16 protein-coding genes are annotated in these 19,692 nt (G+C 50.8%); all 16 read right to left on the bottom strand.

Annotation, left to right across the window (positions count from 1 at the left end; translation table 11 throughout):
- Window positions 1–72: 72 nt before the first annotated feature.
- A complete protein-coding gene (locus DCMF_RS22635) occupies window positions 73–324 on the bottom strand; it encodes a hypothetical protein (protein WP_214658822.1) in 252 nt (83 codons plus the stop codon).
- Window positions 325–518: 194 nt separating this feature from the next.
- Entirely contained in the window at window positions 519–1,949 is a 1,431-nt protein-coding gene (locus DCMF_RS22630) for an SLC13 family permease (RefSeq protein ID WP_214658821.1), read from the bottom strand.
- A gap of 65 nt (window positions 1,950–2,014) precedes the next feature.
- Window positions 2,015–4,306, bottom strand: coding sequence for a xanthine dehydrogenase family protein molybdopterin-binding subunit (locus tag DCMF_RS22625; protein WP_148136524.1), 2,292 nt, complete (start codon window positions 4,304–4,306; stop codon window positions 2,015–2,017).
- Window positions 4,307–4,367: 61 nt separating this feature from the next.
- On the bottom strand, window positions 4,368–6,305 hold the full coding sequence (locus DCMF_RS22620; RefSeq protein WP_148136523.1) for an aconitate hydratase: 1,938 nt from the start codon (window positions 6,303–6,305) through the stop codon (window positions 4,368–4,370).
- Window positions 6,306–6,327: 22 nt separating this feature from the next.
- A complete protein-coding gene (locus DCMF_RS22615; RefSeq protein WP_148136522.1) occupies window positions 6,328–7,248 on the bottom strand; it encodes a dihydroorotate dehydrogenase in 921 nt (306 codons plus the stop codon).
- Window positions 7,241–8,020 (bottom strand): dihydroorotate dehydrogenase electron transfer subunit, encoded by a 780-nt coding sequence (locus tag DCMF_RS22610; protein ID WP_214658820.1) that lies wholly within the window; start codon window positions 8,018–8,020, stop codon window positions 7,241–7,243. Before DCMF_RS22610 ends, DCMF_RS22615 begins: the two co-directional genes overlap by 8 nt.
- Window positions 8,017–8,724, bottom strand: a complete 708-nt coding sequence (locus tag DCMF_RS22605; protein ID WP_148136520.1) for a GntR family transcriptional regulator — start codon at window positions 8,722–8,724, stop codon at window positions 8,017–8,019. The genes DCMF_RS22610 and DCMF_RS22605 overlap by 4 nt, the downstream gene beginning before the upstream one ends.
- Window positions 8,725–8,801: 77 nt before the next feature.
- Window positions 8,802–9,374 (bottom strand): orotate phosphoribosyltransferase, encoded by a 573-nt coding sequence (pyrE, locus tag DCMF_RS22600; protein WP_148136519.1) that lies wholly within the window; start codon window positions 9,372–9,374, stop codon window positions 8,802–8,804.
- Complete coding sequence (locus DCMF_RS22595; RefSeq protein ID WP_268724832.1) at window positions 9,371–10,531, bottom strand: 2-methylaconitate cis-trans isomerase PrpF family protein; 1,161 nt, start codon at window positions 10,529–10,531, stop codon at window positions 9,371–9,373. Before DCMF_RS22595 ends, pyrE begins: the two co-directional genes overlap by 4 nt.
- 12 nt (window positions 10,532–10,543) lie before the next feature.
- Window positions 10,544–11,155: a nitroreductase family protein gene (locus DCMF_RS22590; RefSeq protein WP_148136517.1), complete on the bottom strand. Its 612-nt coding sequence runs from the start codon at window positions 11,153–11,155 to the stop codon at window positions 10,544–10,546.
- A 10-nt stretch (window positions 11,156–11,165) separates the two neighbouring features.
- Window positions 11,166–12,029 (bottom strand): FAD binding domain-containing protein, encoded by an 864-nt coding sequence (locus DCMF_RS22585; RefSeq protein ID WP_148136516.1) that lies wholly within the window; start codon window positions 12,027–12,029, stop codon window positions 11,166–11,168.
- Window positions 12,016–14,226, bottom strand: a complete 2,211-nt coding sequence (locus DCMF_RS22580; protein ID WP_214658819.1) for a xanthine dehydrogenase family protein molybdopterin-binding subunit — start codon at window positions 14,224–14,226, stop codon at window positions 12,016–12,018. Before DCMF_RS22580 ends, DCMF_RS22585 begins: the two co-directional genes overlap by 14 nt.
- Before the next feature lie 2 nt (window positions 14,227–14,228).
- Window positions 14,229–14,717, bottom strand: coding sequence for a (2Fe-2S)-binding protein (locus DCMF_RS22575; protein WP_148136514.1), 489 nt, complete (start codon window positions 14,715–14,717; stop codon window positions 14,229–14,231).
- 20 nt (window positions 14,718–14,737) lie between these two features.
- Window positions 14,738–15,937: a C45 family autoproteolytic acyltransferase/hydolase gene (locus tag DCMF_RS22570; protein WP_148136513.1), complete on the bottom strand. Its 1,200-nt coding sequence runs from the start codon at window positions 15,935–15,937 to the stop codon at window positions 14,738–14,740.
- 16 nt (window positions 15,938–15,953) lie between these two features.
- Window positions 15,954–17,300: an allantoinase AllB gene (allB, locus tag DCMF_RS22565; RefSeq protein WP_148136512.1), complete on the bottom strand. Its 1,347-nt coding sequence runs from the start codon at window positions 17,298–17,300 to the stop codon at window positions 15,954–15,956.
- 68 nt (window positions 17,301–17,368) lie between these two features.
- The gene (locus DCMF_RS22560) at window positions 17,369–19,687 is read right to left on the bottom strand and encodes a xanthine dehydrogenase family protein molybdopterin-binding subunit (protein ID WP_148136511.1); all 2,319 of its coding nucleotides are present in this window, start codon (window positions 19,685–19,687) and stop codon (window positions 17,369–17,371) included.
- Window positions 19,688–19,692: the final 5 nt, after the last annotated feature.

The raw sequence follows: 19,692 nt of genomic DNA, 5'->3' as shown, positions 1-19,692 counted from the left end.
CATTGATGAAAATACCTGAGCACAAATCCCTTCGCTTATCTGAGTAAAACACCTCCTCCCAACTCTGCCTTCTCACAGCCGGCTTTCAGCAGCTTTCCTGAACCCTTTATCACCATAAATCATTCGTCCATTTATCATCGCAATCTGATCAAACAAACTAAATCTTATGTATACTTGTATACTCTGCTTTATATATTCTTTCTTTCGACTAAAAATCCTTCTTTTAGTTTCTTTGAAAAAATATTTTATTTCATGTTTCCATAAATCAAAAATTTTTGTACCGAAAAATCTAAAAAGGCCTGATAGATCTGGGTATTTAACCATAACCCTCTCCATCAAGGCCTTTTTTATTGAATAAATAGATCCCTAATTTAACCACTTTTTGTCACAGGCTTATGTGGTAAAACCCGTTTTTACATTCGCAAATTCTGTATACAAGGATTCAATATATCTCTCTATTCTTCTGTTTCATTTCTTTTTTACGAAATATTAATTGATCTACATGCATCATTTTAGGATCATCTTAGGGGCAAATTCACTAAAGGCCAGTACCAATAGGCCAGCGCAATACTAACAAAAATATAGACGGGTGCCAACCACAAAGCCGCCCTCAAAAGGTCCCGCGCAGAATAGTAGCCATAAGCATAGGTAACAAGGGTATTGGGGGATTGAGAGGGAATAAAGAAAGCCATACTGCTGGAAACGACACAGACCATTCCTAACCAGGTAGGGTTTATACCCAGTTTGTTGGCGATGATGATGACCAGGGGAAGAAGTGTCGCTACTGTCGCTGTCATGCTGGACATGCCCAGCCGTATCAACGCGGTAAGCACTGCCACCGCTAACGCTAATCCAACGGGGCCCAAATTACCCAAACCCTGCAAAGCAGCCTCCGCCATCCAGGCCACCACATTGCTTTTCTGTAATCCTACCGCCAGGGCCGTACTGGCCCCAAACAGAATAATGATATCCCAGTTTACCATTTTGACAGACTTTTTCCACTCTAAGACTTTCAGTCCGGGAAAGAACAGCACCAAGGCCATAAACAGCTCGGCAGGAAATTTCTCGGACAGGTCGGCAAACCAGAGAAAAAGCAAAAAAATAAAAAGGACCAACACTAATTTTTCCTGCCTGCCCATCACACCTAGCTGCTTCAATTCTTGCTCGATAAATGCTTTACCACCGGGAAGTTCGGCGATCTCCGGAGGAAACAAGCGTAATAACAGGAAATAAACGATGACCGTGGTAATCAGCCCGATAGGCATGTTGACAATCATCCAGGGAAAGTAGGTCCATTTCACACCCAATAAGGCATCAAAAAGAGTAACGGCATAAACTTCCACCGAGGCTCCTACGATGACACTGGAGCTGGAGATCAGGCCGATCACAGGAATGGCGATAAAAAGAAACTTGCCCACATTGCTGGGGGGATGAATATCCACGGCTTTTAAGATCCCCAGGCTGATGGTGGCCAACAAAAGGGTGCGGGACAGGGCCCCCGGCACCACGAAAACAAAAAAATAAGACAGCATCACAATTAAAAACAGGCTTTTCTTTACGTTTCCCCGGGCAAGAAGAAGTACTTTGTAAGCAATCCTTTTATCCAAACCAACCTTTTGGATGGCTTCCGTCACCATAAAGATCCCTACCAGCCGCCAGATCATCACGGTACCCATGCCGAGAAAGGTTTCATCATAGGCCAGAATCCCTAGCATTGGCAGCAACACTAAAATGGCGACCCCTGTGACCGCCGGTTCTACCACTTCACTGGCCCAAAAGACAATTGCAAAAATAAGAATGCCCAGGGCTTTCCATCCTTGAGGGGTAATCCCGCCCATGGGAGGCAAAAGCGTACTCACCAGAATCACCGCTAGGCCGAACATCATTGGTCTGAGTCCCTTGACCCCGACCCCTGTCATATCTTTTATGGTAGTTCCCGTTCCCGTCATGCCGCCCCCTCCAAAACAGTTTTTTGCCTGAGGCACGGAGTCGTTGCCGGGCCTCAGGTTCATTTTTAAGACCGGGTTTTCTGCTTTTTCGTCATTTCATCTAAAAGCCGCTCCGGAATAATGGGCAGATCACGGCACCGCACGCCTACAGCATCATAGACTGCGTTGGCGATAGCAGCAGCTGCCGGTATTGCCGGAGGTTCTCCTATTCCCTTCGCACCATAAGGTCCCAAGGGATTGTTCTCTTCTACGATCACCGGCTCAATCTGGGGCAGGTCCCGAGACGTGGGAATCAGGTAACGGTCGAAATTCACATGGTTCAGATACCCGTCCCGGTTGGTAATCTCCTCCAGCAGGGCAAATCCTACCCCCATTGAAACGCCGCCCCGGATCTGTCCTTCCACTTGCTGCACATTGAGTGCTTTTCCCACGTCGTGGACGGCAGTAAACTTTTTTAAATCAATCTTTCCTGTCCGGGTATTTACTTCCACCTCCGCCACGTGAGCACCAAAGACATAGACATAAAAGGGGTTCCCTTTCCCATCCCCGGACCGGAAAGTAGACCGGGGCTTATTCCACACACCGGAACCGATGATGCGATCTTTCGCAGGGGCATAATAGCCTGCCAGTTCCTTTAGACTAACCAGCTTTTGAGGTGTCTTCCAGTGGGCAAGCCCCTGGGGGACCACCACGATTTGAGCCGGATCCACCTCCAAAACAGAGGCCGCCAGACTAAACAACTGACGTTTTGCCTCCTGGGCGGCAATCTGAACGGCCGGTCCCACCACAGAGGTTCCCCGGCTGGCAGAGGTCGATTGGCTGTCTGGATCAACCGCCGTATCCACCTCACGGATATCAATCCAATCCATGGGACAACTGATCTCTTCAGCGGCAATCTGGGTGAACACGCTCTGTACGCCTTGGCCGATCTCCGTAATCCCTGTCGCCACCCGGATCCTGCCATCCGTAGTAAGAAAAATAAGGGCTGCCCCTGTATCGGGAAACCGGGCGGTACTGATCCCGTAATAACCAAAACTGATCCCTCTTCCTCGCCTGATCAGCCCCTTCTCTTCGGCGGCAAGGGGATTCCTCCACTCGGAAACCTTTTCCGCTTTTTTTAAGGTTTTCAGGCTGCCCACACTGCTGCCCAGAACCTGACCGGTAACCGTCTCATCACCCTGTTTTATTAGGTTAATTTCCCGCACATGAACCGGATCCATGTGGAGGGCACGGGCTAGTTCATCCATTTGGCATTCATAGGCAAAACTAACCTGGGGTACGCCATAACCCCGCATGGCACCGCCATACGGAAGGTTTGTATAGACATTTTTCAAATGGATCTCCGCATGGGGAATGATATAGGGACCGGCGGCATGTACGATGGCCTTGGTGGGGACTCCTCCCGAGGCACCGCCCATGGAGGCATAAGCCCCTTTATTGTATAAAATATCAATATTAACCGCCATCAGTTTACCCTCTTTGGTTGCCCCCAACTTGTGCCTGATGATGGAAGCATGCCTTTTGCTGGATCCCATCATGGATTCTTCCCGGCTATAAACCATTTTTACCGGACGGCCGCACAAGAAAGAAAGAAGGGCAGCACGAACGGCCACATCGATTCCGGCGTCTAGTTTTCCCCCAAATCCGCCTCCGGTAACAGCCTGAATTACATGGACCTTTTGGGGTTCTATGCCTAAAACTTTGGCCACATTGCGCACAATGGGTAAAGGATCCTGGGTAGAAGCCCAGATCACGGTATTTTTCCGCGCATCCACATCCGCCACGGCACACTCTACTTCCAGATAGGCATGATCCACCATGGGTGTGGTATAGGTGTTTTCGATAATCACATCACAATCTTTAAAAGCCGACTCCGCATCCCCTTTTTTCACGGTAAGATGAGCAGCCAGATTTCCCTCCGGCCAGATCTTGGGGGCGTCCGGCTCCAGTGCTTCCTGGGGATCGGTCACAACAGGAAAGGGTTCAGAAATAGTTTTTACCGCCCGTAAAGCAGCACGCCCGTGCTCTACGGTATCGGCAGCCGCCATGGCGATCACATCGCCGATAAAGCGAAAACGGTCCGATACGATCACCGGCTGGTCCGGAACCGCCCGTCCGAATCCATTCAGCCCCGGAATATCCTTGGCTGTGGCTACTACCGCTACTCCGGGCAACCCAAGGGCGTCGGATACATCAATATGCTTCAATACGCCATGGGGGCACTCGCTTCTTAACGCCACCCCGTATAACATCCCAGGGAGATAAATATCATCACAAAAGACCGCCTCGCCTCTTACTTTGGTAAGAGCATCCGGTCTGGCCACCGATCGGCCAATTAACAGGCCATCATTGCTCATGGGACTGTTAGCCTCCTTTTATGCAAGAGCACAGTTTCTTCCGTCCTTTCGGGCTGCCTGTTCATTGCTCCTTGTTTTTTAAACGGACCCAATTAATGGACCCTCCGGACAAAAGAATCACCCGCTGTCTTTGGCTTAACTCTAATCTCATTTCTAATTCTTTTCCTGTGGCTAAACGAACTGCCCGGGTGAGCTCCCTGCCGGCCTCAATGTCGGCGCGCAGGGTCGGCAGAGCGATCCGGTCACCCTGAGCCAGGACCTCATAATCATTCTGACAGGCAAAAAATAGAGGAACAATACCAAAATTAATTAAATTGTCAAAATGAATCCGGGCAATAGACTTGGCTAATACAGCCCAAATCCCCAGGTACATGGGTGCCAGTGCCGCATGCTCCCGGCTGGACCCCTGGCCGTAATTCTCTCCTCCCACAATAAAACCGCCGCCTGCCGTTAGGGCTCGTTCCGCAAAAGTGGGATCCAAGGATCCGAAAACATGGCGCGAAATGGCTGGGATATTGGAGCGCAGCGGTAAGATTTTTGCTCCGGCAGGCATAATATGATCCGTGGTGATATGATCCCCTACTTTGATCAGCACTTCTCCCTCCACCTTTGCGGGAAGCTCCGATTTTAAGGGAAGGGGTTTTATATTGGGCCCCCGTCGTACTTCCCCGGAACTGCCTGCTGGTTGGGGCGGAATCACCATGCCATCGTCGACCATAAATTTTTCCGGCATGGAAAGATGCAAAATATCCCCATACTTGCGGGGATCGGTTAGCTTTCCTTCCAGGGCGCTGGCCGCGGCCGTTTCCGGGCTGACCAAATAAACCTGGGCATCTGCCGTACCGCTTCTTCCCTTAAAATTCCGGTTGTTGGTGCGCAAAGAAACCCCTGCGGAAGGAGGAGACTGCCCCATGCCGATACACGGGCCGCAGGTACATTCCAGAATTCTCGCCCCGGCCCGGAGCATATCGCCCAAATAACCATGCTCGCTGATCATGGTCAATACCTGCTTGGATCCGGGTGCCAGCACCAGACTGACCCCCGGGCTGACTTTTCCTCCCTGAAAAATTCGTGCCACTTTCACTAAGTCCAAATAAGAAGAATTTGTGCAACTGCCGATCACCACCTGGTCAACGGGCATTCCCGCCAATTCCGTCACTTCTTTGACCTGATCCGGACTGTGGGGACAGGCCACCAGGGGGCTTAAATCACCAAGAGAAATCTCCATCACTTGATCATAATGGGCATCCGCATCCGGACCTAAGGAGCACCAATCTGATTCCCGGCCCTGGGCGGCTAAAAATTCCCGGGTCTTTTCATCACTGGGAAAAATAGATGCGGTCGCCCCGGTTTCCGCGCCCATGTTGGTAATGGTAGCCCTCTCCGGAACAGAAAGATACTGCAAGCCGTCCCCGGAATATTCCAGCACCGCTCTCAGGCCGCCTTTGGTGGACAGGCGCCGCAGCACCTCCAGAATCACGTCTTTGGCGCTCACACCGGGTGCAAGCCTGCCGTGGAGCTGTACGTTAATTACTTTCGGCATTACTAAAGAAAAGGGAACGCCCCCCATGGCCAAGGCCACGTCCAGACCGCCCACCCCAATGGCCAGCATGCCCAGGGCCCCGCAGGTGGGCGTATGGCTGTCCGCCCCCAGGAGAGTTTTTCCCGGTTTCCCGAATCGTTCCAGATGGAGCTGGTGACAGATGCCATTTCCCGGCCGGGAATAATAAGCGCCGAATTTTGCCGTCATATCCTGCAGAAAACGATGGTCATCCGCATTCTCAAATCCGGTTTGCAGGGTATTGTGATCCACATAGGTAATACTGAGTTCTGTTTTCACCCGGGCCAGGCCCAAGGCCTCAAATTGGAGCCAGGCCATAGTACCCGTGGCATCCTGGGTAAGTGTTTGATCCACCCGAAGGGCAATTTCTTTTCCCGGTTCCATGCTCCCCTCAACCAGGTGGCTATGAATAATTTTATGGGCCAGGCTTAGACCCATGATCATCCTCTCCTTTTTCTTATTAATCCGTCCTAAGTTTTCCCACCAGATCATTCACATCATCGATGCCATTTTCCTGTAAATAGTCCTCAATCCCCCGGATCACATCCAGCATGGCCGTGGGTTGAATAAAAGTACCCAATCCTACCGCCACAGCCCGGGCACCGGCGAGGATATATTCAATCGCATCCTCCGCCCGGAGAATGCCCCCAATGCCGATCACCGGAACCTTTACCGTCTGAGCCACCCGCCACACCATATATAATGCTACAGGCTTAATGGCCGGACCGGTCAATCCCCCTGTAATATTGCCCAGGACAGGACGCCGGGTACGAATGTCAATGGCCATTCCCGTAAAGGCATTAATCAACGAGATGGCATCTGCTCCCGCACTTTCTACCGCGGCAGCAATCTTGGTAATATCCGTGACATTGGGAGAAAGTTTCACAATTAAAGGCAAGGTAGTGCGTTTTTTAACAGCAGCAGTGACCTGGGCAGCTAACACAGGGTCTGTCCCAAAAGCCACACCACCTTCTTCCACATTGGGGCAGGAGATATTTAGCTCCAAACCGGCGAGACCCTTTATTCCTTCCAATTCCCCGGCCAGATCCCCATATTCCTGGGCCGTCTTCCCGGCCAGGTTTACGATCACCGGTGTTTGAAACTGCCGCAAAAAAGGAAGTTTTTCTTTTAAAAAAATGTCAAGCCCCGGGTTCTGCCAGGCAATAGAATTTAACATCCCTGCCGGGGTTTCGCAAACCCGGGGCGGTTTATTGCCCATGGTGGGCCGTAAGGTCACAGATTTAACCACAATGGCACCCAAGGCATTCAAATCCATAAAATGGGCATACTCTTCTCCAAAACCAAAACATCCTGACGCAGGCATCACAGGATTTCTCATTTTGATGCCGGCTACCTCCACAGCCATGTTCGGTCTATGCATCAAAAACCACCTCCCTGCCCCGGAACACAGGACCTGTACTACACACATTTTCGTAAACCAATTCCCCTCTTTTGCGCACCAGGGTGACACAACCCCGGCAGGCTCCCACGCCGCAAGCCATCCGTGCTTCTAAAGAAATCTGTGTCTCAATGTCCCGGTCATTGCCCAGGGAGACGACTGTTTTTAACATGGGCTCAGGTCCACAGGCGTAGACGGCCTCCGGTTTTGACTTACTTATGAAATCGTGGAGCAAGTCGGTAACCTTTCCTTGTACGCCCTCACTGCCGTCCTCTGTAGCAACCATTATTTCCGTGCACCAAGCGCCGATCCCATCTAAAAGGCAAAGCCCTGCCTGATTGCGTGCCCCAAAGAGCAGCGTCACCGGAAGTTGCTTTTTTCGTGCTTCCTGGGCCAAAAAAAACAAAGGAGCAATGCCGATGCCACCTGCCGCCAAAACCACGGGACCCCGGTCGGGAAGCTCAAATCCTCGCCCTAAAGGCCCTATTAGGTCAACTTGCTCACCAGCCTGCCTCTGGGACAACCACTTTGTCCCTTCCCCCTTAATCTGGAATAACAGCACCAGCGCCCCATCCTCAATCTGGTGGATACTTAAGGGTCGGCGCATTAAACTGTATACCCCGCCCCCGCAGTTCACATGAACAAATTGTCCCGGTTGACACAGGCGTGCAATTTCCGGTACTTCCAAACAAATTTTGGCAAAACCTGCTCCCACTGTTTCATTGTAAATCACTTTTGCGTAGGATTCCTTCATTCTGTGTCTCCCCCATGGTTTGATAGCATGGGCCATTCCTTCAGGAAAGCTTCCTTGGACCGGGCGGCATGCTCTCTGGCCCTCCGTTCCGCTAATTCACCATCCCCCAGCTCAATGGCTTTTAAGAGACGATCGTGCTCCTCCCAGGTTTCATTTAACCTTCCGGGCAGTTTCAGGGAGATGATCCGAAATATGCGGAGATAATCGGCATAGTCGTTGAGTAACTGCTCTAAACGTTGATTCTTACTGGCCGCATAAAGCGCCAGGTGCCATTCCTTATGGTGATCCATCTCAGAAAAACTTTCACCTTTATTAATATCTTCTTTCATCACTTCTAAAAGGGCCTTCAGTTTACTAAGTTCCTTCTCCTCAATATGCTGGGCAGCCAGACTGGCGGCATACCCTTCTAAAACAGCCCGGAGATCGTAGATCTCTTCCGCATCCTTGGTGGAAAATTTTCTTACGATTACGCCACGCCGCGGACTATGCTTCACTAGACCTTCTAACTCCAGTTTACGAATAGCCTCACGAATCGGAGTGCGGGATACATTCAGCTTTTTTGCCAGTTCTTCCTCGACCAGGTGATCATCAGGCATGAGCCTGCTCGTAACAATGGCCTCCCGCAAATATTGAAAAATTAACTCCCGCATGGGTACAAACTGATTCTTCTCAATTAAGTCCGTAAAATCATCAAAGTGATCCATTTTTCTCCTCCCGCATCCGAGTATCCATTGGCAAAGATAAAACCCCTCATAAAACCTATTGTTGTGTTGCTCTTAAATTATACCTGCCTGCTTCCCGGTTTGATCGCCGGAATTCCTTGGGCACATAAAGGGCATTCCTCCGGCTGATACACCTTTGTATCCATGGTCACCAAGCTTTTGATGGGCACGCCCAGGTCAACCCGGCCGCCGCTTCTGTCCACGAAAACAGCCGCCCCGATCACCTTTCCTCCCGCTTTTTCCACTGCCTCCATTACTTCTCGCACAGAACCTCCCGTTGTAACTACATCCTCTACCACCAGAACCTTTTCTCCGGGATGAATCGTAAATCCTCTGCGCAGGCTCATGACGCCGTTATCCCTTTCGCCGAACATCGCCTTTGCTCCGAGGCTTCTTGCGATTTCATAGGCCATAATAATGGCACCGGTGGCAGGACCGACTACTACCTGGACTCCCTCCTCCTTAAACATCCCAGCAAGTGCATCACATAAGGGGCCGGCCTCTTCAGGGTACTGCATTAACTGGGCAAATTGCATATAGAAGTCTGCATGTTTACCGGAAGTAAGGCGAAAATGACCTTCCAGCAAAACCCCTGTCTTTCTGAGAATGTCCAAAACCTCTGCTTGCGTCATCGTTTCTCCTCCTGAAATATTTTTTTCGGAATATAAACAGAACCATCCATAATTCTTCTGGCGCTTCGTTCCACAGCAGCCTTTATGATCTGGAATTGGGAGGGACCGGACTCTCTGATCTCAATTTCCAGGGTAATCAGCCCTTCAGGATGGCCGAAGGTTACTTTTCCCTGGTGATGCAGCCGGGCCACCCGGTGCACAACCGTTCCCGGGAGAGAGGCTGCCACGGCGGTACAAACAGCTCCCGTAATGGCAAAAGATTTATGGGCCTTCTGCATGGACATGGACCGGGCCAAAAAATCCATCTGATCCTTTTCCACCAATTTCCCTTCCGCAGTCCGGTAAGAACCGCTGGGGGCAACAAAAGCGACTTTAGGAATAGCCGGACTCAGTTCTGTTGCTTTGAGAGGACTGTCCACCAGCCCGAGCCGGTAACAGGCTTCGGACCGAATGCTTTCCAGGATCCTGGATACTCTGGGATCATTGTCGATTTCTCCAGGGGTTTCCCTGCCTGTCAGCCCCATTTCTTCCGCCAGGGCAAAAACCAAGGGATTGGCCGCGTCGACAATAGAAACGTGGTATAATCCATCTTCGCCCAGATCAATCTCGTCTTGAAGAGATCCGGTCGGTAAAAGTTTTCCTGTCACGGCACCCCCAGGAGACTCAAATTCGATCAGAATGGGCGCCCATTTTCCGGGTACCCCCGCAATCTCACAGTCCCCCTCAATATCAGCCTTACCGTTTTTCACAGGCACGTGGGCGACAATGATCTTATTCGTATTGGTGTTGTGGATTCTTACGGTAGTAACCGGCTCAACCGGCTCCACCAATCCTTCGTCAATGGCAAAGGGCCCTACGGCGGCAGAAATGTTCCCACAGTTTCCTTTATAGTCCACCAAAGGCCGGGTGATACTGACCTGGCCGAAAGTATAATCAACATCCGCGTCCGGTGCCGTGGGCGGTCCGATGATGGCCGCCTTGCTGGTTACAGAAACAGCGCCCCCCAGCCCGTCAATTTGTTTAGGATCGGGGCTGCCGAAAGCAGCGAGCAGAATCCGGTCTCTTAAACGGATATCCTCAGGAAGGTCTTTTTGATGAAAAAATAATCCCCGGCTTGTTCCCCCACGCATGACTGTACACGTTATTCGACACTGCACGTCAATATCCTCCTATTCCTGGTATTTATTCCAGCATAATATTGTTTCCAGAGGCTTGCGTTTGGTTTCGTCCGGCACCATTTCCTGAGCAGGATAGCCCAGTGGGAGGCAGAACAATACTTCCCCTTTTTCCGGAATGGCCAATACTTTTTTAAATTGGTCCTGGGCCCAGGGCTCTGAACCGATGGTAAAAAATACCGTGCCTAATTGGAAACCGGCGGCGGCCAGCTGCATGTTTTCTACCGCGGCGCCGACACCGGCATAGTAGATTTTATCGGCGCTGACACCGGAGCGATTGGCCGGAAACTCCTGCCTCACTTCCGGAAATCCCACCACAACAATAAATACCGGGACATCCGCTAAGTAGGGTGCTAACTGCCCCGCAAAACCCGGTACTCTTTTTTTCGTTTCTGCTATTTCTGTGCCGATGGCCTCAATGAGTCTTTTTTTCTGCTCTGCTTCCTCTACGACAATAAACTTCCAGGGCTGCTTATTGTAGGCGGAAGGCGCCCACCGGCCTGCTTCAACAACGGCAAGCACGGTCTCCCGGTCCACCGGCTTTTTCAGATACCCCCGGACGCTGCGCCTGCTTTTCATAAGACGGATCATTTTTTCTCCATCCATTTTCTTCCCCTCAACTTTCTTGTACCCTGATTTGCCACATTTTATTCCAGGCTTCCCAGGCTACACCTTGTATGGCTTCCTTTTTATAAACAACGGAGGGCCGTTGCCCAATCAAGTCACTGACCACCGCACTTAATAATTCCGCAACCGGCGCAAAATCGCTTGCTTCATTCATGCCCTCAAGGAGGCGCTCCACCGCCGGAACACGTACCGGGTGGGGAGCCACAGCTCCTATGGCCAGAAAGGCCCGATTGATCTCTCCGGTTTCTCCTGGATCCGCCATCATGGTCATGCTCAGTCTCGAGATCGCTAAGGCATTTCGCCTGCCTAGCTTCACGAATGCCCAACGGTGACCTTTTTTTGGCACAGGAAAGCACACCTTTTTAAGAAATTCCCCCGGTTGGAGCACCGGTTTTCCAGGGCGGGCCAAAAGTTCCGTTAATTTCAGGACCCGTTCCCCGGCCTTACTCAGCAAAACCGCATCCGCATCCAAAGCCACCAGGGGACTGACTGTGTCGGCGGCAGCGGAACCATTCATAATATTTCCCCCGATGGTTCCCCTGTTCCGAATCTGAGGAGAACCTACACTCAGGGCAGCCTCCCCCAAGGCAGGGCAGAATTCCTGAATAACAGGACTTGCCCCCAGTGCGCTAAAGGATGCCAAAGAACCGATTTCCATGGTTTCTCCCGACCGTTCGATCCGGGCCAGTTCAGGAATGGCTGTAAGGTCCACCACATGTTCTGCCGAACAGTGCCCTTTCTTGATTTCAATCACCAAATCCGTCCCCCCGGCAAGGGGAACGGAATTTTCCTGAGACATGCGTTCTGCAGCTTCCTCCAGGGTTCTGGGGCGCCAAAATTTAAGACCTTCCATGAGCACCACTCCTTCCAGCAGCTACCAGTGTTTCGGGTATCACCGGCAGCATTCTAAATTTATGTTCCGTCGCTCTGTTGATGGCATTAATAATTGCTGCCGCGGTAGGAATGGTGGCCGGTTCACCGATGCCCTTGGCGCCAAAAGGCCCTAACTGGTCGTAATTGGGCACAGTGTAGGCATCGACTTGGCCTACATCCATACTCGTAGCCATTAAATAACGGTCAAAGTTGTCATTCTGCACTTTACCCTTCTTCAGGCCCAGCTCTTCGAGAAGAGCATAACCGATGCCCTGGGCGGTTCCCCCGTCCAATTGTCCTTGAAATAAGACCGGATTCACCACCACGCCGCAATCATAGCTGGCGATAATGCGGTCTACCTGGACCCGGCCTGTCAAGAGGTTAAGCGTCAATTCCACATACTGGGTGCCTAAAGTATAAGTTCCGTAGGGGATCCCCTGACCGGTCTCGTTATCCGGCGGTACCGTGGGCGGGTCAAAACGTCCTTCCCCCCGGAGCAAAATCCCCTTTTCTCCCGCCAGACGGCCCAATGTTTTCATGACTTTGGGCAGGCAGCCTGCCAACCCTTCTTTTTTCTGAAAATCAGTTATTTTTAGCAAAAGGTCCTCCGCCGCCCGTTTCACCCCGTTGGCCACAATAAAGGTCAATCTCGTTCCCGAAGTAGTTCCGGAATCCGGCGTGAGCAAGGTATCCGCAGACACCACATTTATTTTTTGGGGCGAAATATGCAGTGCCTCCGCCGCCACCTGCCGGAACACCGTATTGGAGCCCTGCCCTATGTCCGGAGACCCCACATAAAAAGTAATGGTACCGTCCGGATTCAGTTCCCCATGGGCGAGGCCCGGATTAGGCAGGCCGGTGCGTCCGTTGCCATACCAGAAACAGGCCACCCCCCACCCTTTTTTGATCCAGAGGGGATTGTTTCCTTGGGGCAAGGTCCCTGCTTTTTCCCGTGCTGCTAAAATCGTTTCCTGAAACTTAATATCTTCCCGCATCATCTGTCCTGTCGCCGAGTCATCCCCCGGCTTCAAGGCATTGATCAAGCGGACATCCCAGGGGTTAAGGCCCAATTGCTCTGCAATCTGGTCCATTTGACCTTCATGGCCGAAGCACATCTGGGGCGTACCGTACCCCCGCATGGCCCCGGAACTGGGGTTGTTGGTAAAAACAGCCTTGGCGTCAATTTCAATGTGCTCCACGGCGTAAGGTCCCACGGCGTTGCCCAAGGACCTCCCTAATACAGATGAGCTATAGCCGCTGTAAGCACCGGCATCAAGCAGGATCTCTCCCTTAACGCCTAGTATCCGGCCGTCTTTCCGCACCGCATGGGTAAAGGTAACGATGCAGGGATGTCTTTTGGTCGTGGTCTGCAAACATTCTTCCCGGGAATAAACAATCTTCACCGGGCACCCGGTTTTCCAGGCCGCAAGACTGGTCATACAGATCAAGGGCATATCCGCCTTGCCGCCGAAGCTTCCCCCGATCACTGCGGCGATCACCCGTACGCGATCACTGGGCAAACCTAAAACCCGGCAAATCTGATGCTGATCGTGGTGGGCACTCTTGGTGGTGGTACGGACGATTAGTTTTCCCTCCACCCAATCGGCAAAGCAGGCGTCCGGTTCCAGGTAGCCATGATCCACGGCATGGGTCCGGTAGGTATTGGTAATGAGCAGATCCGCTTGTTTTTCCGCCTCCGCAAAGTCTCCTTTCCGGAGTTTTTTGGCTTGGCAAAGATTCCCCTGATCATGAATCTTGGGACTATCGGTCTGCAAACTTTCCTCCGGGCTTTCCACCACGGGCAGAGGCTGATAATCCACCCGGATCAGGGCCGCCCCTTTTCTTGCCGCCGCTAAACTATCTGCTACCACAAGGGCGACTGCCTCACCGAAAAAGCGCACTTTGTCTTCCGCTAATACCGGTTGATCCTCAACCCCTGTGGGACTGACGGCATTGATACCGGGAATATCCCGGGCGGTTAAAACCGCCCGGACTCCCGGACAAGCAGAGGCATCTTCCACGGAAACAGCGGTAATTTTCGCATGGGCATAAGGACTGCGCACGGCAGCTGCCCAAAGCATCCCTTCTTTTGACAGATCGGCCACAAATTTGGCCTTTCCCGTCACTTTGTCAGGTGCATCCGCTTTTAACAGATTATGACCTACATATTCCATCATTCTCATCCCCTCCCGGCAATTTCTTGTGATGCCTTGAGGATGGCGGATACGATTTGATGATAGCCGGTGCACCGGCATAAATTACCCGAAATAGCCACCTTAACTTCTTCTTGGGAGGGGGCGGGGTTTTCATCCAATAAAGCCTTGGCCGAAAGGATCATCCCCGGCGTGCAATAGCCGCACTGCACGGCTCCCTCTTCAATAAAGGCTCTTTGTATCGGGTGAAGGTCGTCTTCCGCCAGGCCTTCAATGGTAAGAACTTCCTGTCCCTCCACGCTTCCCGCCAGAATCAGGCAGGAATTTACCGCTTTTCCATTCAAAATCACTGTACAGGCCCCGCACTCTCCCACACCGCATCCGTGCTTGGTGCCGGTAAGCCGCAACTGATCTCTTAACACTTCCAGCAGGGTCGCATCGGAACTACAAACAATTTCCACCGCTTTTCTATTTACGGTAAAGCTAACCTTAATTTCATCTGTTGCGCCATCCATTTTACCTCAGCTCCTAATGACTATTCATACCGAGCTTCTTCGATGTAATACTTCTTAAATACCTCGCCGTTACGGAAGCTTTCCGGAATATCTTCTAATTTGACATCCATGGTCAGGGTAATATGTCCGTCTGCTTCACGCCATGCCTGGCATGGTTTGCCCAGGCAAATACTGAATTTTGATTTTTCCGGGTTTTCCCCGTTTAATTCCATTAAACCGGCGCTCAAGGACGTCTCTTCTTCAATCCTGCTATCGTGCCGGCAGATGGAGTTCGGTCCGGGCCCGTTGGCATGATCCATAGAGATGGCCTTTAAGTCTTCCACCGTAACCTGGCCTTTTTTCGCCTTCAGCATTTCCTGGGTGCGATAGTAGCGGCCAATACTGGACAAGTCATCCTCCTGGTTCAGCTCTTTCAAGACGACAAAGCAGTTGGACCGGGAGTCAATGTCGTCCACAACCTTTTTCACCGCGATGCGGTCATAGGAACTTTCCACAATATAGGCCTCTTTTGCATCGGCAAATTCTACCGTTCCCGGCGTGGCCGTTGGCGTTGCTATCAAACTAGCGGCAGCCTGTTGGGCGGCAGGCAGAGCGGCACCAAATTCCAGGCCGTCCCGGATGATTTGGGCTCTATCAATGGCGCGAAGCTTGGTGAGATCCAAATTCTTTGCTTTTAATTCTTTGGTCCGGCCGATATTGGTTCCGGCAGCAACCCCTTTGCTGTTCATGCCGAATTTCAGGCCGGTAGCGCCGGCGGCACAAACTCCCACAATGCGGCTGCCGTCTTCTGCCTGAGAAAATGACACCACATTTATTTCTTTGTTTTTATAAAAGCGGTCGCCCACCAAGCTGGTGCCGCCTACTTTATCGCTGTTTTTGCCGAAAACCGTATATCCGGTAGCACTGGCAGAGCCTACAGCCATATAGACCGTGCAATCTTCCGGCAAGATTACGGAATGGTACAGGTTAAAAGCTAACAGGTCCTTAAAATTCCTACCTGCGCCTGCAGCGATTCCCGCGATTTCTTTTAGAGTGTTCAGGCTGAGCACGCCCTGAAGGCTTTCAGCCGCGCGCATCAATTCCAGCTTATTCAGGCCGCAGGTTTCCACGCCGGTCCAAAAACGCTTTAAGTTGCTGTCAATTAATTCGCGGACATTTTCCCCGTGTTGAACGCCCCGGTCATAGCTTGCCCCACGAATAATGTTAATTCCCTGAAACATGATTTTTTTCCTCCTCTTATTTTGCAGGTTTTACAATGGTCCCATGTCCCGGTTTACCCACAATTTCACTGTCTTTCATGACAAATTTGCCCCGGACGATGGTGCAGACCGGCATCCCTTTTACTTTGAAGCCGTCAAAGGGGGTCACTTTATTTTTGCTGTGCAGTTCTTCCGCTTTAATTTCACCTGTTCTTTCCATATCCACAATGGTCAGGTCCGCATCGGTACCAATGTTTAAGCTTCCTTTTTGGGGATACATGTTCCAAATCTTCGCCGGTCCTTCAGAGGCAACCTTTACGTACTGGTTCAGGGTCATTCTGCCTTCATTGACCGCCGTAAGCATTAAAGGAACACTCGTTTCCACGCCGCAGAAGCCAGGAATGGCATCCCAAATGTTTTTGTCTTTTTCTTCCATGGTATGAGGTGAATGGTCAGTAGCAATAGCTTCTACGGTACCATCATTCAGGCCTTCCCATAATTTCTCGGAATCTTCTTTATACCGCACAGGAGGATTCATCTTCAGCATGGACCCAACCTTATCACTTAAACTAACATCCGTTAAGAGATAATGGGGTCCGCTTTCTGCCGTAATATCGATTCCTTTTTCTTTTGCGGCCCGTACTAGTTCTACGCCTTCCTTGCTGCTCATATGGTAAATGTGCACTTTTACGCCGGTATATTCTGAAAAACGGATCAGTTTGGCAATGGCATCGGCTTCCGCCACAGCCGGACGGGCTTCGGCCCAAATCTTCGGATCCATAATTCCTTGCCCTTTGTATTGCTTAACTCTGTGGTTAATAATTTCATTATTTTCCGCATGGAAACCAATACGCAGCCCGGTACTGGCGACAACCTTCATGGCATCATACATCATGCCGTCATCCGGTGCAGGAATATTTCCTACTGTGGCGCCCAGGAAAATTTTATAACCGACTACCCCGGCATCTCTCAAAGGAATCAGATCATTAATGTTTTCCTGAAGAATTACCGCGTAAATACCAAAGTCTACATAGGAATGATCCTCAGCCGCATCCAATTTCAAATTAAATGCTTCTACCGTGGAGGTAGCAGGATTCACATTGGGCATATCCACAACCGTGGTAATACCGCCGCAAGCGGCAGCCAAAGAACCCGTTTGGAAATCTTCCTTGTAGGTTACACCCGGCTCACGGAAATGTACGTGACAATCAATTAAACCCGGCAAAACATACTTGCCGCTGGCATCGTATACTTCATCCGCCTCGGGAAGTTCCTTACCGGAAATCAGACCGACAAATTTTCCTCCACTGATCGCCACTGCTGCGTCATAGGTGGCCTCTGGGGTTACCACTTTACCATTCTTGATTAATAGATCTACTTTCATGAAAAAATTCCCTCCTTGAATAATTTTGATATATTTTTCCTCTCTAAAGAGGCCCTACCCTGGTTTAATTAGCGGGCTTCCTGCCCGGATTCAAGTTTTTCCAATCCTGCAATCACCTTTTCCTCGGAAAGCGGCCCTTCTTTGATCCGGACACCTACGGCATCTTCTATCGCAGCAGCAAGTGCCGCCATCGTAGGAGCTACCACAATTTCCCCGATTCCCTTGGCGCCAAAAGGACCGTTTTGATCAGGCGCATCAATAATGAAAGATTCCAAATCGGGAAGGTCCATAAATGTGGGAAGCTTGTAGTCGTGCAATGTGGGATTTAACATTCTTCCTTTATTATCAAAAATTAAACTTTCGGACATAGCCGCTCCCATGCCCATAATTGCCCCTCCTTCCACCTGCTGCAAACAGGTGACGGGATTTATGGGCTTGCCGACATCTTGAGCAGCTACTAGTTTTATAATGTCAACTTTCCCTGTTTCGGTGTCGACCTCAACCTCAGCCGCATGGGCGCAATACATCCAGAAAATACTGGGCGCCGACCACATGCCGTTCGTTTTTACTTCGGGATAATAGAAACCGCGGCCCAATATGGTACCACCGGCCCCATACTTCTTCATCATGATTTGTTTATATGGAAGAGGTTCTTTATTTAAACCGGCTTGGTCTTTAGGTCTTACTTCCCCGCCCTCTGCGATCAAATCATCACCGGGACATCCCATGATCTCTCCGGCCAAATTACAGAGCTGCTTTTTAATGTCTTCTGCGGCCTCTTTCACGGCATTCCCCATATGGAAGGTAGCCCGGCTGGAAGTAGTCGAAGCATCGTAAGGAGACAAATCCGTATCGGGATTAGAGACGCATACTTTTTCCACCGGAATTCCTAAGACCTCGGCAGCAATCTGAGTAAAGATGGTTTTTGCTCCCTGTCCTATCTCTACCGTACTTGTCACTACATTTGCGGTACCATCCTGGTTGAGGAGGACAACGGCCGCAGCGCCGGAAGGTGTTTTCGTGTTTTTAGCGGCGCAACAAATGCCAAATCCTCTTTTTTTGTAGCTTTCAGCGGGAGCAGGAGCATTCTTCCGTTTTTCCCAACCAATTACATCGGCAGCTTTTTTCAGGCACTCTTCTACGCCAATGCTGTGTACCGGCTGCCCTGTGGGATTTTCATCACCTTCTCTAAGGATGTTTTTCAATCTGAATTCCAGGGGATCCCAGCCCATTTTCCGGGCAATTACATCCATCGCGGATTCATAGGCCCAGGTTACCTGAGGAACCCCGTAACCCCGGTAGGCTCCGGCAATCACTTTGTTGGTATAGACGCAATATCCCTTCAACTTAACATGAGGAATTTTATACGGACCGGCGGATGCTGCCGTAGCCTGCATGCAGACAGTAGGACTCTTTTCCGCATAAGCCCCGGCATCCCAAATAGAAGTAACCTCCCGTGCTGTAATCGTCCCATCTTTCTTGATCCCTGTTTTAACGGTAAGATAGGTAGCATGCTTGACAACACAGGCAGAAAATTCTTCTTCTCTGGTATTGACAATTTTTACAGGCCGGTGATTAACCTTCTGGGCCAAAGCAACGGCCACAGGCTCAAGCTTCAGGCCTCCCTTACTGCCAAAACCTCCTCCGATATAAGTAGAAAGAACTCTGATTTTCGTTAAGGGAATTTTCAGGGCATCAGACAAATCTTTACGCAAACGGTGGGGCCCGTCGTTCGGCACCCAGACGGTGTATTTCCCGTCCGCTGTCATTTGTGCTACTACCGAATGTAATTCAATGGGGGCATGCTGGATAGAATGGCTGTAAAAAGTATCTTCAAAAACGCAATCTGCTTCCGCAAATCCCTGGTCTGTGTCTCCTTTGCTAAACTCACTGACTGTCATAATATTACTGTTTGGTACTGGTTTCATCACCGGAATATGCTGATACTGATGGTGATTTTCATGAACGATCGGGGCAGATTCCTTCATCGCCTCGCGGGGATCAAAGACCGCGGGAATCTCTTCATACTCAACTTGGATTAACTTGATCGCCTCTTCCGCAATCTCCAGACTTTCTGCAGCAACAGCCACCACAGGATCACCCACGTAACGAACCTTCCCCTGCGCTAAAAAAGGCAAATCCTTCATCGCCTCGCCGCCCAAAATGCCGGGGAAGTCATCACCTGTAACGATCGCCCGTACACCCCAGAGCTCCCAGGCCCGGGAGGCATCGATGGATTTAATTTTGGCATGGGCATAGGGGCTGCGCAGTATTTTCCCGTACAGCATCCCGCTCAATACCACATCCGGACCAAAAATTGCCGTACCGGTAACTTTTTCTGCGGCATCAACTCGAACAATTGGTTTTCCTACGAAATGTTCTGGCATCTTAA

This window comes from Candidatus Formimonas warabiya, from assembly GCF_002777255.1.
Taxonomy (GTDB): Bacteria; Bacillota; Dehalobacteriia; order Dehalobacteriales; family Dehalobacteriaceae; genus Formimonas; species Formimonas warabiya.
This window is presented reverse-complemented; position numbering and strand designations above follow the sequence as displayed.

Coding starts and splice junctions, on each gene's coding strand:
- DCMF_RS22635 (WP_214658822.1), bottom strand. CDS start 324: ATGGTTAAATACCCAGATCTATCAGGCCTTTTTAGATTTTTCGGTACA.
- DCMF_RS22630 (WP_214658821.1), bottom strand. CDS start 1,949: ATGACGGGAACGGGAACTACCATAAAAGATATGACAGGGGTCGGGGTC.
- DCMF_RS22625 (WP_148136524.1), bottom strand. CDS start 4,306: ATGAGCAATGATGGCCTGTTAATTGGCCGATCGGTGGCCAGACCGGAT.
- DCMF_RS22620 (WP_148136523.1), bottom strand. CDS start 6,305: ATGGGTCTAAGCCTGGCCCATAAAATTATTCATAGCCACCTGGTTGAG.
- DCMF_RS22615 (WP_148136522.1), bottom strand. CDS start 7,248: ATGCATAGACCGAACATGGCTGTGGAGGTAGCCGGCATCAAAATGAGA.
- DCMF_RS22610 (WP_214658820.1), bottom strand. CDS start 8,020: ATGAAGGAATCCTACGCAAAAGTGATTTACAATGAAACAGTGGGAGCA.
- DCMF_RS22605 (WP_148136520.1), bottom strand. CDS start 8,724: ATGGATCACTTTGATGATTTTACGGACTTAATTGAGAAGAATCAGTTT.
- pyrE (WP_148136519.1), bottom strand. CDS start 9,374: ATGACGCAAGCAGAGGTTTTGGACATTCTCAGAAAGACAGGGGTTTTG.
- DCMF_RS22590 (WP_148136517.1), bottom strand. CDS start 11,155: ATGGATGGAGAAAAAATGATCCGTCTTATGAAAAGCAGGCGCAGCGTC.
- DCMF_RS22585 (WP_148136516.1), bottom strand. CDS start 12,029: ATGGAAGGTCTTAAATTTTGGCGCCCCAGAACCCTGGAGGAAGCTGCA.
- DCMF_RS22580 (WP_214658819.1), bottom strand. CDS start 14,226: ATGATGGAATATGTAGGTCATAATCTGTTAAAAGCGGATGCACCTGAC.
- DCMF_RS22575 (WP_148136514.1), bottom strand. CDS start 14,717: ATGGATGGCGCAACAGATGAAATTAAGGTTAGCTTTACCGTAAATAGA.
- DCMF_RS22570 (WP_148136513.1), bottom strand. CDS start 15,937: ATGTTTCAGGGAATTAACATTATTCGTGGGGCAAGCTATGACCGGGGC.
- allB (WP_148136512.1), bottom strand. CDS start 17,300: ATGAAAGTAGATCTATTAATCAAGAATGGTAAAGTGGTAACCCCAGAG.
- DCMF_RS22560 (WP_148136511.1), bottom strand. CDS start 19,687: ATGCCAGAACATTTCGTAGGAAAACCAATTGTTCGAGTTGATGCCGCA.